Genomic DNA, 17,355 nt, shown 5'->3' with positions numbered 1-17,355 from the left:
TAAATCTTCTGGAGAGAATAACGCTTGCATATCAGTCCCTTATAACGGTAATTTAAAATAAAAATAATCATGTATCTCACTTGAATGGTTGAAGTGTAAGTCTGAGGTAACCTGTTGTTGAGCAGAGCGATACATAAAAATCTTTAGGGGAAAGATTGTATGGTGCACTTCAATTGGGGGCGTGTAGTTTGTCGCTTATCATGTTGTTTGGTTTTCGTTTCATTTCAACCCATTGCCCAGGAAGCCGAGGAGGATGGGTTAGAAGTCATCAAAGTTACGGCACAACGCCGGGTTGAAAATATTCAAGAAGTTCCGATTAGCATTGCTTCGTTCTCGGAAGATTTACTCGATCGGATTGGCGCTCAGAATATAGATGATCTCGGCTTATACACACCCGGTTTGGAAACGAATAACACAATGATCACGCAGCCGAAGTTTACCATTCGTGGGATCACGACAAATGACTTTGGTGCAGGTGCTGAACCCGCTGTTGCTGTTTATCTGGATGGTGTCTATGTGGGCCGTAGCGGGAGTGCTTTAACAAACTTTATCGATATTGAGCGGGTAGAGGTATTAAAAGGTCCACAAGGGACGTTATTTGGAAGAAATAGCGCAGCAGGTGCGATTCATATTATCAGTAAAAAACCAATAGCCGAGCAAGAAGGAAAAGCACGAGTTACGGTTGGAAACTATGGTAAAAGAAAATTAGAAGGGGTATGGAATACACCAATTTCAAATGATGTATTGATTCGACTCAATGCCAGTATCAATGATATGGATGGATACATTGATGCTCGGTATTTCTCCCCTGAGGGAAACGTTGAGAATATTCAACTTGGCCAAGAAGATGATGACGTAATTCGATTCAACTTGCTTTGGGATATATCGGCGGATTCGAAGATGATCTTAAGAACAGAATACTCTCGGGTTTCACAAGATGCTCGACCGATTTATGGACTTAACAAAAGCTATTATCGAGAAGGCAACGATGGTGGCAGCGACCCATTTGGCGTCTATGAAACGGATATGCTGTCTGAAGAGTCTCGACGTTTGTTTGGAGCATCAATTGAGTTTCAGGTTTTATTTGATGATGTCGAGTTTTTATCGCTGACGGCGCTGCGTCGCTTTGAAACACAGAATTTTGAAGAAGAGGATGGAGCGGCATTCTCAAGAGCATTTTTTGCAACAACAAACCGGGAGCATCAAGACCAAGCCAGCCAAGAGTTTCGATGGACTGGTATCTCATATGAGAGGTTAAAGTGGACGATTGGAGCGACTTATTTTCAGGAGCAAATCCGCCAAAATCATGAAGTCCAGATGACGACCAATGCACTGGATACTTTTGCGTTGATCCAGGCAGGTATCAATCCAATTGATATCCCTTCTATCCCGATTGGGAGCGGCTTAACGGGGTTTTTTACCACCGCGATGCATACGGAATTTGAGCAGCTGGCTGGCATGTCTAGCCTGTCCTTAGAAGAGTTTGCTGCACAAACGGCGAGTATGAATTTAAACCGGGACTGGTTTGAGGTCACGAAAGATCGTGGTGACTTTTATAGCTTTGCCTTATACGGGGATGCGACCTATTCAGTTACAGACGCATTTGATATGACCTTTGGTTTGCGATATACCCTTGACCGTAAGTCATTTGAAATCAATTCAAATTTTCAAAACCATCTCTTATTGCCGTTACCCATGCTACCAGCGATTCCAGTTGGGCTTGTTTTTGCTCAAGAATATGACACATTCCAGAAAAAAAGCTGGCATAAGTGGACGCCAAGATTGGTACTCGATTACCAATTTGATACAGATTTGATGGGGTATATCAGCTATGCACAAGGATTTAAAGCGGGTGGATTTAATTCGTTAGGCCTCGCTCAACCCTTTGATGAAGAGGAAGTCACGAATGTTGAGCTTGGCGTTAAATCAATGTGGTTTGAGAATCATATCAAAGCAAACGCATCTATATTCTCATATCGTTATGATGATCTGCAAATCCTAAAGCTCACGCAAAATCCAGGTGCATTGCCAACATATAATGTGCGAAATGTTGATGCAAAAGGGGAAGGGTTTGAGCTGGACTTGCAATGGATGGTGAACGATTGGCTGACCCTCATCGCGAATTATGGTTATTTAGATACAGAATATACACGATACATGTTGTTTCCTGGAGAAACGGCCAAAGATGATTTAACTGGCCGAGCACTTTCTGGTGTGCCAAAGCATCAAGGCTATATCGCAGGGGAGTACCTTATCGAACTGGAGATGGGGGACTTATTGCTCCACCTGGATGCAACTTATGTATCGAAAAGAAACAACACAACAACGGATATATCCAAATTATCCTATATTCCTGCAGAAATCCCTGGCTTATCAGCAGATAATGCTGTGGAAGGGTATTGGCTTGCGAATACACAAGTGACTTTCGAGAGTCATGAACTGTGGCAGGTGAGTTTGTACATGCGAAATTTAATGAATGAAAAATATTTGGTCGAGTCGTTATCTCAAGGACGTGAAGTGGGGTCAACTGGTATTGCGAGAGGACGACCACGCACATTAGGCCTCATTTTCCAGTATGCTTTCTAGGACCTGTTGCGCTTGAGGAGATACGTGATGTTATCGCTCAAAGATCAACAGACTCAATGCTCGGCTTAGATGGCTCGAATAATGATAAAAACCAGTCGAGAATGAGCTAAATTGAATAGGAAGAACATGATTTTATTATCAACTGATTCATGATGAAAGTATTGATTCTCTTTTTGAACTTATTCACGGTTTTTGCAATGGCAGAAACTGTGATTGTTCTTTCCAGTGAATATCCACCTTGGGCTGGGCAAAAGCTATATCAACTCGGTTATGTGAATCATGTTGTGAAAGAATCCTATCAACAAGTTTCTGTGACGGCTGAGTTTCGTTTTGTACCTTGGGACACACTCAAAGATGAGTTGACCGATAAAGAATATGATGCTGTTTCGTTTGGATTGAAGTTAAAAGGGGAGCATGCTGACGAATTTCTCATGACACTCCCAGTGATGCATGAGGAAGTACGTTTTTTAACACTGGCTCAACACTCCTTGTTAAAGTGGAATACGTTTGAGGATCTAAAGAAATATCGTATTGGTGCTACTCGGGGGATCCCTTATATGTTGGGGTTCTGGGAGGCAAAAGAAGCAGGTGTGCTCAACGTTGAATTGGCAGAATCTGATTTTGAAAACATGAATAAATTACTCTTAGGAACAATTGATTTATTTCCAATGGGTAAAACAGTGGGTGGTTTACAAATCAACCGACACCTCCATCAAATGCGTTCGCAGTTTAAGTGGGTCAGGAAGCCACTTTATAAATTTGCAGGCCATGTCTACTACCCAAAAGAAAAACCGCAAAGCCACCTCTGGCTACGTTTGTTTAATGAAGGGTATCGAAAACTTACGAAATCAGGAAAGTTGGATATGATGAAACGTCACTTTCTTGCTGGAAAATATGATCATAAGGAAGAGTGATTTTTGGAATTTCTTAACTTTATTTGAAACTAATTAAAAAGTATTGGTTACATACTGGGTGAGGTTGGTTGTTTATTCATTTTTAATGAATATTAAATGCGCTGGTAATCATGAAATAAATTTCAAATAAATTAACAGTTTATAAATAATAATCAACTTCAGATATCATTTATTTCGATAAGCAATTATAAAAATAATACATAAGAATTGTTTTTTTAATGCACTTTATAAGAAAGGGTATGCAATTCATTCATGATTATGTATGATGCATAAAGACAAGAAGTTGACATTAAGTAAAATCAATCACTTAATATTGCGCACCAGTGTTTGATTTTAACGACAAAAGTAATAACAAAAACAACAGGCGCACAGCTTTGCTTTCAGTCATGAACGATAACATTGACTATCCAAAGAGATAGACCTGGTTGAATAATTTTTCATAGCTGTGTGATTTTTTAGAAACACAATAACTCGTTGAGGTGATTATGGGTACGCATGCGATCGATAGTCGGGTACCGCAATGGCAAGGTACGACGGATGTAACGCAGCACACGAATACCGCTGAGACATCTAATTCCAATCAGCTTCGCCAACGGAGCGGAGTTTCATTAACACAGCGTCAGGGGCAGTCGCTTGAAAGGGTCGGTGAAACGTCAGTTTTACCAATTAAACTCAGTACGTTAGCCTCAAACGAATCATCTACGCCAGGTAAGCGGCTCATTGCTCAAGATTTCCAAAAAATTTACAATGCGCTGTACGATCAAATTAAAGAAAAAAGTGATCATAGTTTTCAGCAAGCTCAAGATAAGGAATTGAGTCCAGCCGAAAGAAAACGAGCGGAAGTTACCTTTACCAAACATAACCAAGCAGTGAATACGCTTGTCAAAGAACTTGCCCCTGCACTGGAAAAGTATCAGGGCAAAAATGGCATTGTATCGATAGAAGATACCGCAACACTCTCTTTGGGACTTGATACTTTGGCGAAGCAACTGCCAAAAGGGGGGCTGAAAGAGCTCAGCCGTCTGCTTGCTTTGCATGTTAAAAGTGACTGGATGCAGATGGAAAAAGATCAACTGCGTGATGTCCAGTTGGAGAAACTTGCACCTTTGGGTAAGCCAGGTGCTGGTATGGCAACAACCTACAAGATTGGTCTGAATGCAGGCGGAAGTTTACTTTCCGTACCAGGAACAGAAGCAAAGGTCGGCCCTTATGGTGATGCTTCGTTGACAGCTTCTCATGAAGTCAGACTCAATCCAGATGATGAAGGGTTGTTCTTTAAAGAAAAAAGTGAAGGCATTAATTTTGGTGTAAAGGGGGGCGTGGAAGCCAGCGTTGTGAAAGATGTAGGACTGAAGGCTGAGTTAGGTGGCCAAGTTCAATATAACCGCACGACATTTAAAGAATGGAATAATGTTGAAGGGTATGTAGATAAAGAAGGACATAAACTCGATATTTCAGAGCGAGAGCAATATGGTAAAAAGTCGCTAGGCCATCGGATCTGGTTAGCAATTAAAAACCATCTTCCATTTAAACCGGGTTCAGAATTAAAGCGATATCAGGAAGTTCAGCAGCAAGCTGCAAATAGCCAGCATCGCTTAAACGATCTGATACACAGTGAGCTGAGTTTTGATGCGAATGTCAATGCGCCAAGCCCGAAACGAACAAAGCCTTTGATGGGGGTTTACCACACATGGACAGGTGCGGCGAGCTTAACAGCGAAGGCTGGGGCAACATTTGAAGTTGGTGCTTTGGATGTAAAAGGCGGGGCTGCGCTAGGTGCGACACGCCAAAAAAGTGTCACAAACATATACGAGTTTGTTCCTAGCCAACTCTCTGATGTGATACAAAAAAATGCAAGCCGATTAAAAGAGCTACCAGGAAACTTCACACAACACGCACGAGCAATCACACAAGGTTCTTCTGATCCTCGCGCTTCTATTGGTGGTTTGAAATTACTTGAGCAGGATGTTGAGCAATATTATGAAGTCACACAACGCTATGATGACTTGAAGTCATCTCCAGATGCGGATAGAGCAGCATTAAAATTATTACAGCAGCAAAAGCATCAGATTGAAAATCGCTGGGGTGCGATAGGCCGCCACCAATTTTTGCAGTTTGCTTCTGCTTCTCATGCTTATTTTGCTGATCAAATCATGCCAGAAGGTAAGTTTTCGGACGCGATAGCCGCTGAAAGGCAAAAGGAAATGACGGACTTAATTGGTCAAACGGCCGTGAAGATCCAAAACCCGGAAATTGATTATTCGAAGAAACGCCTAGATAAAATCGCATCATTTGAACAAGTCATTTATTTACAGGTTTCCGATGTTAAAACAAGTATTAATTTGACGATCGGCCCATTTTCTGGCCAACTTGATATCTTGCAACGTGATCGAATTCATCCTAGCCGTATTCGGGAAGGACGATACATGGATATTACCCTAACAGGTAAGGTATCTGGCTCAGTGCAAAGCTTGGTTGATAAGGCAACCATCACGGCTAAAATCAAAGAGGCAGCAGCCAAAGAAGGCATCGAATTACCAGGTGATTTAAATATTTCTCCCGATTTAGGTGGCGGTGCATCAATATCGCGGATGGTGCGTTACTTTGAGCCTAAATACAGTCAGACTGATGATTTTACAGGCGAGAAAGGCTGGCGGAAGCAATTAGTTCGAGATACAGGTGGCCTTTCAAGCAATTTCAATCTTGGCTTATCTGGTACAGTTGCAGCTGGCGCTCATGCAGGTGCCAATATAGGTGTCAGCCATAATCTATCGACTGTGTTTGGCGAAACAATGGGAACTGAGGATATCACCTACACGATCACTCGATTTAACCGTTTCTTTCGTGATGCTGGTCTCAATTCACAAAATGAGGCCTGGAAAGACTTCTTCCAAGCACATAAAAACGAGTTTCGCGATATCTTTAAAAATTTAGGCGATAGCCAGCATCCGATGACTCAGGAAGTTCAGTACTTCTTCAAAGAGCTGATCACACGTGCGCAAAATGATTCAGAAAAGGCAGCAATCGAGCAGTCAAAGGTTGAATTTAACCAAATCATGGAAGATGTAAAAACAGACCCTGCGAATACGCAAAATTTTGCCAAAGCACAACAACACTTAGAGTCTTTCCTTGAAAAGCTAACCGCACCATGGTGGGAAGCACATACAGGACAATGGAAAGATTTAGAATTTAAGCAAAGTTCAGACTCTGGGCTTAATCTTGGAACTCGCGTAGCTAAAGGACTAGGAATTCACCCTCGGGCGAATTCATAAACAGTACGTGGTGCTGAGCTGCATTGGCTTAGTGCCCCGTGATAGATTTATAAGAGGTATTTTGTGAGTGAAGAAGTAATTGAGCAAGTCAATCAGTGGCTCAACGCTTTTGGCCAGGAACATCAGGCTGCCTTCCAATTGGAAGAAGGTGTCTGTGCGATTTGTTGCCCACATGGTAATGTTGTTGCGGTGATAGAAGTTCCCCCCCATAGCGATATATTGGTTTTACACAGTCAAGTTGCCGACTTGCGTACAACCTCGGAACCGGGGATCTATTCTGCTTTATTAACCATGAATTTCCAGATGGATGTCATGAAAGGGAATTGGTTTTCACTTCATGAAGGGCAAGTGTATTTATGTACACAACGTGCATTGAAAGACTTGGATGAGGTTCGTTTTAGCCATGTGTTAACTGGTTTTATCAACGAGTCGGAATTGTGGCGTGAAAAAGTTTTAGAGAGACTCCAACAAAGCTCTGGTCCTGCAACTTTGGATAAACCAGCCCAATGGACAAGCTTTGTTTAAGGCTTAAGCCCTGATACTCTTCAGTTGAGTGGAAAAGGCGTGAACAGTGAAATTTTCCACTAAATTTGTTTTCACTATATGCATCAAGAGCCCCCACCACTTTCAAATGGTTTTGAATGTTAGTACAGTTGAATATGCTCAATGAGCTTATCAATCAAAAGAAACTCATCCTGATCATTGGACCAAAAGCCTGATTTCTCTCTCTGTTTTTTGGCATGAGTTTGGCAATCAAGTATTCAATATATACAAACAAAAAGTTGGTCTCTCAAACAATGTGAAATTGTGTATGTAAAGCACAACGAAGCATGGGATAAAGAAGATAAAATGAGTTCATTCGCATATAACTCACGCATTTGACTGATTCTGTTTCCATCATGGGTTCTTTATAATTCGCGCTTTTAAATGATAAAGTGCCCAAGATGAAGTCTATTTTTTCAATTCTGATACTTATTCTATGCTGTACTACCGTATCGGCTCAGCCAAACCAATCAAAACTGACCCTTTATTATGGCGGTGAGATCATCACCATGCGGGATGATAAACCGACGACCAATGCGGTGTTAGTGAAGGATGGTCAGATCATTGCCCTTGGGGGAAAATCACAGTTGCTTCGTTCAATTCGTTCCCAGGCGATTGAGCTGAAAAACTTACAGGGGAAAACCTTATTGCCCGCATTTATTGATGCGCATGGTCATTTTTTAAATGTGGGTATATTCGCGCAATCAGCAAATCTGTTACCACGTCCCGATAGCTTAGTTCATGACTTTTCATCAATGAGAACAATGCTTCGGAGTCACTTAAATAGTCCCCAAATGATAGAAACTGGGTGGGTGATTGGAATGGGTTATGACAATGCACAACTTGCAGAATTACGTCATCCAACAGCACAAGATCTCGATAAAATGATCGCGGATAAGCCTGTGATGGTGATCCATCAATCTGGGCATCTTGGTGTTGTGAACACGAAAGGGTTGGAAGTGCTGGGAATTAATGCAAATACACCGAACCCGCCAGGTGGTGTGATCCGAAGAATTGAAGGTACGCATAAGCCAAATGGGATCTTGGAAGAAGCAGCATTTTTTCAAGTGGTCTTTCAATTACCGATTGGAAAAACTCAAGAGAGCCTCATGGCGATGGTTAAAGCGGGTCAGGATGCATATCTTGCCGCAGGATTTGCGACAGCGCAGGAGGGCCGGGCAACCCAAGCAAACATCTTAGGATTGAACTTAGCTGCTCAAAAACAAAAACTATTGATTGATGTGGTAAGTTACCCTGATCCAACGTTTTTCGGTAGCGATGATGCATTTGCGACGATGATGCAACAACAACCAACAAATTATCAAAACAATTATCGAGTTGGTGGTATCAAATTATCGTTGGATGGTTCACCCCAAGCGAAAACAGCTTGGTTGGTCCACCCATATCATATACCCCCTGAAGGTCAGGATGATACTTATCATGGCTATCCAGCGATGGAAACTACACAGGTTGCAAAATATGTCGACTTTGCATTTGCAAATCGCTGGCAAATATTGGCGCACACGAATGGTGATGCTGCATCTGATCAGTTGTTATTCGTGATGAAACCACAGATACAGAAGGCACAAAACTATGATCACCGAACAGTGTTGATCCATGCTCAAGTGTTACGAGATGACCAACTCGATCGAATGAAGCGATTGAACATGATCCCATCCTTTATGTCTGTTCATACGTTCTATTGGGGAGATTGGCATCGCGACTCTGTCCTTGGAGAAGCAAGAGCGAAGCGGATCTCGCCAGCCCAGTCTGCTTTAGATCGCGGGATTTTATATACAAGCCATAATGATGCGCCCGTTACATTACCCAATGCCATGATGATTCTGTCGAGCCAGGTGAATCGAACGACAAGAAGTGGGGCAGTATTGGGCAGTGCACAACGGGTTTCTGTGTGGAATGCATTAAAAGCAATCACGACGAACGCGGCATATCAGTATGGTGAAGAAGATAAAAAAGGAAGTATTGCTGTTGGGAAGAATGCCGATTTTGTGATCCTAGACCGGAATCCATTGAAGGTAGATCCAAGCCAGCTCAGTAAGATCAAAGTGATTGAGACAATTAAATCCGATCGCCGATTATTTCGAGCAGGAACGGAATAACACACTTTACGTGGATTGATTTGAATAAATCGACTATGCATGATGTGGACTGATGTTGTTGAACTGAATAGAGATAATAGAGGATTTATCATGCAGATGAAACTTTCAAATGTTCTTCAATCTTTTGATTCTTATAGCACTGAAGAATTACAGCAGTTTGTACAAACGTTATGGGAGCAAGGTCGGCATTTTGAACAAGTACCAGTAAATGTGCTTCCGGAGCTGAAGAAGTATACTCATATTCCCTGGATGAAAGTCGACTGTATGCTCACTAAAGTGGTGAGTAAAAAACAGGACGGTGTCACGTTTGCTTTTGATATGTTTCCACCACAGTCCGCAGCAAAAGCGGAGCTTCATGTTCATCCATTAAGTGATCGTATGATTACAGTCGTGGAAGGAACAGGCCATGCTTTCGTAAAAACAGCCACAGGAGACGTTGCAACAAAGTCTGTGGGTGCAGGAGATGTGATCGTATTTCCAAGAGGTGTTCCCCATGCATTTTGGGGAAGTGAAGAAGCACCGATGTCGGTCAATGTCATACTCAATCCATATATTGAACTCGAAAATCCACTCCATACGGTTTGCCCTGTCAAAGCAAGAAAACTGTCCCATGATCCAGCACTAAAAGCATTGTGTGATGCGGGAGATCTGGAACGACTATCCTTGATGGTTCAACAACTTGTTGCAACTGGTGATATTGCCCTTGGCGAGCGGGAAACCATGGAGTGGGGAGATGATATTGTCGAAGCTTCCAGAAAAGTAATGGATCCAGAAAAGACCAACTGGGAGTGTCAAATCTAAGACTTAAAAAATAACATGTTGGGCGGAAACGCCCACGATTAGGAAATTAGGAATGCGAGAAACCACAACATCGATTTCAACACCTGACTCACCGAAACCTCAGTTGAAGCAGCTTGCCTTGATCCATTTAAGTTTGATTTTGGTTCAGCTTGGCTTTGCTTCATTACATGTTGAAGGGAAGTGGGTGATGGGGCCGGACTTCCAAGTCACGCCATTTGCACTTGCAATGATGCGGATAGGCGGGGCGGCTTTGATTTTCATTCCCCTCCACTTGATGTTAAAAACCCCGAAAGTGTCTTCGTGGAAGGAAGTTCGACTTCTCTTTATTCTTTCCATCCTTGGTATTGTTAATAATCAAGCTTTGTACTTGGCAGGATTGAATATCACTTCAGCTATTTCAGCAACCTTGCTCATTGCGTTGATCCCTGTGTTTACCGTCATGATTTTATTCGCAACCGGAAAAATGAAGCTCTCCATTCAACATTTAGGTGGGGTGATGGTGGCGTTGCTCGGTATTGGTATTCTCATCGGTTTTGCACTTCCGCAACTTGGGGATACGCTTGTCTTGCTGAATGCGATTTCGTTTGCGCTATATGTGATTTATTCGAAGGACCTACTGGAACGCTTAGGTGCGCTCACTGTGATGGCTTGGGTTTTTGGGATTGGAACGATTATTTTTTTACCCTTTGGAATTTCACCTTTGGTTCAGGAAGCACCACATTGGTCCACTGGTGCATGGTGGCTTGTGGTTTATATAGTACTGGTGCCTTCTGTATTGGTTTATATGCTGAATGGTTGGGCGCTTAAACGTGCCAGTGCTGATCAAGTAACAACCTATATTTTTCTTCAACCTCTTGGTGTGGTTTTACTCAGTTGGCTTCAGTTTGATATGGTTCCTACGACACAAGCAATGATTGCAGCAGTTGTTGTTGTCGTTGGTGTTTCTATGGTGCTTACAGCCAAGCGATAACGAAATTTTTTTCTTGGATGTTGGGTCATAAGAAACATAAGGACTTTGTAGGAGAAGGGTGTTGATTAAAAATATTAGTGTTTTTTTTATTTTGTTTTTTTGTATCTTCTTTTTGGGAAGCTGGCTCAGAGAAGCAAATATGTTATCCACGGGACCAGATGTGAGCGCTCCGCCATTTGAGTTGCAATCACTTGCGGGTATTCCCGTCAGTTCGGATTCGTTACGTGGTAAAAAAACACTGATTTACTTCTTTGCACCTTGGTGTCCAATTTGCCGGATAAGTATGCCTAACCTTGAAGATTTTCATCATGAAAAGGGCCGGGAAGTGAATGTTGTTGCTATCGCATTGGACTATGAAAGTCATGAAGAGTTGCTGGCATTTAAAGAAGAATATGCACTGACCTTCCCCATTCTAGAAGGTACAAAAGTGACTCAGGAAGCGTATCGTATTCAAGGCTATCCAAGTTATTATATTCTTGATGAAAATGGGATGGTCACCCATAAGTCCATGGGCTACTCGACAGAAATAGGAATGGTTTTACGAAGCCAGAACTGGAGTTTGTAATTGCTGGCTTTTAAGGAAAGCAAAACACCCCCTATACTCAGTGAAGAATTGATGCTCAGTCGGGTGGTGGTGTTGTGGCAGAAAACCTCGTCAAAAATCCAATCCAAATTCCTGCTTCTTACGGGGAGCCATTAAAAGATGATTTTTTGGACGATATCGCTCGCATGGAAGATTACCTCAAATATTATAAATGCTTTGATTTCATATGTGATACCCGGTTTCTGGTGAAGCCCGTTGAAAACCCCAGACGAAAAGTGACCATTGCACTTCGAGATATGTTGCTGTCGCTTTCGGTGGTTTTTGGTCTTGCGATTCTGATCATGATGGTGATGAACTTCGAACCAGGCCAAGGGTTTCCGATGTGGTTTATCATCAGTGGAAATGGTGTATTGTTCATGTTTATTTTTGGTTTAGGCTTACATTGGCTGACCAAAACAGATACTGCGGAGTCTTGGATTATTTTCGATCGACAAAGAGGACTGGTCCGACTTCCAAGTTATTCCTTTCAAAAAGCTTTTTATCTTCCCGTTACCGACCTAGTTTGCTTTAGTTATGACGAAATAGTGAAAGGAAAAAGAGTTGAGAAACTTGAAATTGTTCCAAGAGAGTGCCCTGCCAGTTACAAAAAACCACCTAGCTACCGTTGTATCGTTGGCAAAAACAGAGACTTAAATCAAATGGCTTGGATCATGATTAATCAGTATATGGATCGAGGCAAACCAATCCCTTCTATTTTTATGCCTGCAATTCAAAAGTGTGTCGACAGTAAACGCTCTGCAATAAGACGATTACCTTTACCTGAGGATACATCTAAGCAAGCGCCTTTTTTTGATTGGGAAAATGAACAGGTGATCAACCCAAAGGTCTATTAGGTAAAAATGATGAGTTAAAATTAACCGCCATTCAGTTTATGTTCATTTATCGATGCATATAATGTGTCTCAGATGTAAATTTAATGTTGTTTATCTGAGGTTCCCATGGCTATATCTGATGTTTTCGAAGAGAAAGAAACCACGCAGACAAAAAACACAAATACGGCCTTGCCTCTAAAACGTCATATCCAGCGTGACTTTCAAATTGCTTTCGGTTTTATTTCCATTGGCTTGCTCATTCTTGGCGGACTAATAGGCTATTCCGTGTGCAATGGTTAGGTAAATAAAGCAACATAGCAAGCAATATCAAAAATCTTCATTTCACCTCTTAAGCCATAGAGGTCATTTATCTATCAGTCATAGTGCTTCGGGTTGGGATTATGAAGACAAGCTATTGCCTTGTCGACGCTGACGTCGGCTGGCCACACACCGCTCAATCTTTCCTTAGATCGTGAAATTACCTTAGATCGAAAAAATAGCAGCGACCAGTCGCATTGATGAGAGGTGAACAGTTCCTTGTTTTCAATGTAAACAGCGACTGTATTCAACCTTAAAGGTCATGATTGAATTTGGTCATCATATCGCCGTTCTCAAGGATTGCTTTGATACTTCAATGATGTAAAGAGTAAATAATTTCTGACAACTCTTAAGTATGAGTCTTATCATTAAGTGTTGAAATACAGTTGACGTAAAGGTAAAGTCTTGGTGCGTTATCAGGATAAAAATGTGCCGGAAATGCATAAAATTCTCAAATAAATCGCCGGCTATTTCATTAGAAACAATGGGGTAGACTTTTATGAGTAAACCTGACCTTGCGACGATTCAAGCTGTACCTGATCCGTTGTTCATTCATGAAGATGCGTTGAAGATATCAACGTTTCAAGTACTTGATGAAACGGGAAATGTGATTCAGGGTATTCACGAGCCACACCTTGAAAAGGATGTCGCACTAAGGATTTATCACACGATGCAGTTTGTTCGCGTTTTGGATGAACGCATGGTTGCCGCACAGCGACAAGGGCGGATCAGCTTTTATATGCAGTGCCTGGGTGAAGAAGCAGCGATCATCGCTTCAGCAGCAGGGTTATCTGATACCGATATGATCATGTCGCAATATCGTGAGCATGGTGCGCTTGCCTATCGTGGATTTACGTTGGAAGAATTTATGAACCAGATGTTCTCCAACGAATGTGACCTTGGTAAAGGTCGACAGATGCCAATTCATTATGGCAGCCAACGATGCCATTTCATGACGGTTAGTTCACCGTTAGCGACACAGATCCCACAGGCTGCGGGTTATGCTTATGGACAAAAGCTCAAAGGCGCTGACGCTTGCACCCTCTGTTATTTTGGTGAAGGTGCTGCATCCGAGGGAGATTTTCACGCTGGTATGAATATGGCCGCAGTTCTGAAAACACCAACAATATTCTTTTGTCGAAACAATGGTTATGCTATTTCGACAGCGGCAGATGAGCAATATGTTGGTGATGGCATTGCTTGTCGTGGTGTTGGCTATGGAATGAAAACAATCCGTGTGGATGGCTTTGATGCTTTGGCTGTCTATGAAGCAACACGAGTTGCTCGAGAGCATGCTTGTCAGCACAATGAGCCTGTTTTGATTGAAGCCATTGCCTACCGTGTAGGTGCTCATTCAACATCGGATGATCCTTCAGGATATCGTACGAAAGATGAAGAGGAAAAATGGCAGAAAATGGATCCCGTCAAACGGTTTGAAGATTACTTACTTCAAAAAGGTTGGATCAATTTGTCTGAAGAAGAAAAACGAATTGAGGCGCTCAAAAAGGATGTCCTCCAAGCTGTCAAAAAAGCAGAGAAAATTGATAAGCCAGATCTCGACCAGCTCATAGAAGATGTTTACCAAACCCCACCGAAGCACCTTAAACAGCAATTACAGCATCTCAAAGACCACATCAAAAAATACCCGCGACATTACCCAACGACTGCAAGTAGGCTCGACTAATATGGCACAGATGAACTTATTACAAGCAATTAATAGCGCACTGGATATTGCCATGGCACACAATGATGGTGTCGTTGTATTTGGCGAAGATGTCGGTCAATTTGGGGGTGTTTTTCGAGCAACCAGCCATCTTCAAGAAAAGTATGGGAAGGGACGCTGTTTTAATACCCCTTTAACAGAGCAGGGGATTGCTGGCTTTGCGAATGGACTGGCGGCACAAGGTTGTTATCCAGTTGCGGAAATGCAATTTGCAGATTATATCTTTCCGGCATTTGACCAAATCGTCAATGAAAGCGCGAAGTTCCGCTATCGTTCTGGCAATGAGTTTCATGTAGGTGGTTTAACAATCCGTTCACCTTATGGTGGGGGCATTGCAGGTGGGCTTTATCATTCTCAGTCCCCAGAAGGATATTTTACGCATACACCTGGATTGAAAGTCGTGATCCCCAGCAACCCTTATCAGGCAAAAGGGTTACTTTTGTCCTCGATCTTTGACGATGATCCAGTGATATTTTTTGAGCCAAAACGACTTTATCGTGCTGCGGTTGGGGAAGTACCAGAAGACGAATATCGTTTGCCATTAGGGCAAGCGCAAGTCCTTGAAGAAGGGCAAGACATCACACTATTGGCCTGGGGTGCACAAGTTGAAGTGATCCAAAAGGCTGCGCAACTTGCAAAGGATGAAGGTATGTCCTGTGAAGTGATAGATTTATGTTCGCTACTCCCTTGGGATCAGGAAACGGTGGTTCAGTCTGTGATCAAAACAGGGCGGCTTTTGGTCAGTCATGAAGCCCCGCTGACAAGTGGATTTGGTGCGGAAATTGCCGCAACAGTTCAAGAACATGCTTTTTTGCATCTAGAAGCCCCGATTGCACGTGTTTGTGGTTTGGATACACCATTCCCACTTGTTCATGAAAAAGAATATCTGCCAGATCACCTCAAAGTGTTCGAAGCGATTAAATATAGTCTCAATTATTAGGAGCGATGGTTTGATTAAAGATTTCTTATTGCCTGATATCGGGGAAGGGGTTGTGGAATGTGAGATCATGGAGTGGTTGGTCAGAGAAGGTGACTTTGTAGAAGAGGATCAACCGATTGCGGATGTGATGACCGATAAAGTGACTGTGCAGATCCCATCACTTTACCCAGGTATCGTAGATAAGCTCTATTATAAAAAAGGGCAAATTGCAAAAGTTCATCAGCCACTATTTGCCCTTAAATTAGAAAGCGAGATCCAGTTGTCAAACGAAACAACAGCTGAGCTGCCGATGAAGGAAGATGCCGAAGAAAGTCAAATAACAGAGAGTGAAGTCGTTACTGAATTTATTCTCCCTGATATTGGTGAAGGGATCGTTGAGTGTGAAGTTACAGAATGGCTTGTTCAGGAAGGCGACGAGGTTGAAGAAGATCAGCCCGTCTGCAGTGTGATGACGGATAAAGCAACAGTGGAAATACCAGCCATGCACGCAGGTAAAATCGTCAGAATTTATCATCCAGTTGGCGATATTGCGAAAGTGCATCAACCACTGTATTCGCAAACTTATGAAGCAAATGAACAATCACTCGCTACACCCTCCCATAGTCATTCTCCAAAAACGAATGGTCACCAGAAACCTAAAAAAGTGCCTGAAACAAAGGCAATGGAAAGCCAAAACATGGAATGTACCAAAAAAGCAGTTGCCAGCCCAGCGGTAAGGCGCGTTGCTAGAGAGTTACAGGTCGATATCACACAAGTACCAGGAAGTGGAAAAAAAGGGCGTGTTTTTAAAGATGACGTTTTGAAATATCACGATTCGCTTCATTCTACAACCAAGACCAGTCGATTGTCTGAATCACAAGTGCGAGTGGAAAAGTTAACTGGAATTCAGGCCGTCATGGCGAAGCGTATGGCAGAGGCTGTTCGTCAAATTCCGCACTTTACATATTCCGAGGAGCTGGATTTAACAACGCTGATCGCACTGAAGAAGTCGTTGATTGAGAAAAATAGCTTAGATGGTGAAAAGCTGACTCTCATGCCATTTTTCATGAAAGCATTATCCATTGCATTACAAGAATTTCCGATTTTGAATAGTCAATTGAATGAAGAATGCACTGAAGTGACCTATTTTGATGCACACAATATCGGTATGGCGGTGGATTCCAAACTAGGGTTGGTGGTGCCAAATGTCAAAAATGTACAGCATTTAAGCTTATTGGAGTTGACTCAGGAAGTGAATCGTCTAAGTCAGCAGGCAAGGGAAGGGAAGCTTTCTCAACACGAAATGAAAGGCGGGACAATCACGATCTCCAATATTGGTACTATTGGAGGAACAGTTGCAACGCCAATTATCAATATGCCAGAGGTTGCGATTGTTGCACTTGGGCGAATACAGACATTACCTCGATTTAATGAAAGTGGTGATGTAGAAGCGCGTTCCATCATGCAAGTCAGTTGGTCTGGCGATCATCGATTATTAGATGGAGCAACAATGGCCCGATTTAATCAACGCTGGAAATCATTACTGGAAAATCCGCAAGAAATGCTACTTTCAATGCGATAGCTCAGTTTGAATAGCTCAAATTATTGAAATCATGTAGCAATACCAACCGGCTTTATATCCATAAGGAGAGATGCGCCAATGCAAAATATGGTTGGCGCATGATGTTTTTCTATTTCATCACACTATTTCGTCCTATGCTTGAAAGCATATTGTCAAATTTTTTACGAAGTTATTGGTTGTTATATACGAAA

Annotated in this window: 13 protein-coding genes; all 13 read left to right on the top strand. The window is 42.3% G+C overall.

Translation table 11 applies throughout. From position 1 onward, the window contains the following. The first annotated feature begins 159 nt into the window (after positions 1-159). The 13 genes from C505_RS0106500 (at position 160) to C505_RS0106440 (ending at position 17,164) form a co-directional block, all read left to right on the top strand. Positions 160-2,586, top strand: a complete 2,427-nt coding sequence (locus C505_RS0106500) for a TonB-dependent receptor (protein ID WP_018691788.1) — start codon at positions 160-162, stop codon at positions 2,584-2,586. Positions 2,587-2,783: 197 nt separating this feature from the next. Further along, positions 2,784-3,500, top strand: a complete 717-nt coding sequence (locus tag C505_RS0106495; RefSeq protein WP_169337012.1) for a substrate-binding periplasmic protein — start codon at positions 2,784-2,786, stop codon at positions 3,498-3,500. A 485-nt stretch (positions 3,501-3,985) separates the two neighbouring features. Then, positions 3,986-6,772 (top strand): hypothetical protein, encoded by a 2,787-nt coding sequence (locus C505_RS0106490; RefSeq protein WP_018691786.1) that lies wholly within the window; start codon positions 3,986-3,988, stop codon positions 6,770-6,772. A 63-nt stretch (positions 6,773-6,835) separates the two neighbouring features. Next, on the top strand, positions 6,836-7,297 hold the full coding sequence (locus C505_RS21640; RefSeq protein ID WP_018691785.1) for a type III secretion system chaperone: 462 nt from the start codon (positions 6,836-6,838) through the stop codon (positions 7,295-7,297). A gap of 419 nt (positions 7,298-7,716) precedes the next feature. Continuing rightward, complete coding sequence (locus tag C505_RS0106480; RefSeq protein WP_018691784.1) at positions 7,717-9,435, top strand: amidohydrolase; 1,719 nt, start codon at positions 7,717-7,719, stop codon at positions 9,433-9,435. A 90-nt stretch (positions 9,436-9,525) separates the two neighbouring features. Next, positions 9,526-10,236 (top strand): cupin domain-containing protein, encoded by a 711-nt coding sequence (locus C505_RS0106475; protein WP_169337011.1) that lies wholly within the window; start codon positions 9,526-9,528, stop codon positions 10,234-10,236. Between the two features lie 52 nt (positions 10,237-10,288). Beyond that, positions 10,289-11,206, top strand: coding sequence for a DMT family transporter (locus C505_RS0106470; RefSeq protein ID WP_018691782.1), 918 nt, complete (start codon positions 10,289-10,291; stop codon positions 11,204-11,206). A 61-nt stretch (positions 11,207-11,267) separates the two neighbouring features. After that, positions 11,268-11,771: a peroxiredoxin family protein gene (locus tag C505_RS0106465; protein ID WP_026317792.1), complete on the top strand. Its 504-nt coding sequence runs from the start codon at positions 11,268-11,270 to the stop codon at positions 11,769-11,771. 74 nt (positions 11,772-11,845) lie between these two features. Then, entirely contained in the window at positions 11,846-12,643 is a 798-nt protein-coding gene (locus tag C505_RS0106460) for a hypothetical protein (protein ID WP_018691780.1), read from the top strand. A 105-nt stretch (positions 12,644-12,748) separates the two neighbouring features. Further along, the gene (locus C505_RS24245) at positions 12,749-12,922 is read left to right on the top strand and encodes a hypothetical protein (RefSeq protein WP_018691779.1); all 174 of its coding nucleotides are present in this window, start codon (positions 12,749-12,751) and stop codon (positions 12,920-12,922) included. Between the two features lie 517 nt (positions 12,923-13,439). Beyond that, a complete protein-coding gene (locus tag C505_RS0106450) occupies positions 13,440-14,624 on the top strand; it encodes a thiamine pyrophosphate-dependent dehydrogenase E1 component subunit alpha (RefSeq protein ID WP_018691778.1) in 1,185 nt (394 codons plus the stop codon). Position 14,625: 1 nt separating this feature from the next. Further along, positions 14,626-15,603 (top strand): transketolase C-terminal domain-containing protein, encoded by a 978-nt coding sequence (locus C505_RS0106445; protein WP_018691777.1) that lies wholly within the window; start codon positions 14,626-14,628, stop codon positions 15,601-15,603. 10 nt (positions 15,604-15,613) lie between these two features. Further along, positions 15,614-17,164, top strand: coding sequence for a dihydrolipoyllysine-residue acetyltransferase (locus C505_RS0106440; RefSeq protein WP_018691776.1), 1,551 nt, complete (start codon positions 15,614-15,616; stop codon positions 17,162-17,164). Positions 17,165-17,355 lie beyond the last annotated feature (191 nt).

Source organism: Algicola sagamiensis DSM 14643 (assembly GCF_000374485.1).
In the GTDB taxonomy this organism is placed as follows: Bacteria; Pseudomonadota; Gammaproteobacteria; order Enterobacterales; family Alteromonadaceae; genus Algicola; species Algicola sagamiensis.
Note: the sequence above shows the minus strand (reverse complement) of the source record. Positions and strands in the feature narration are given on the sequence as shown.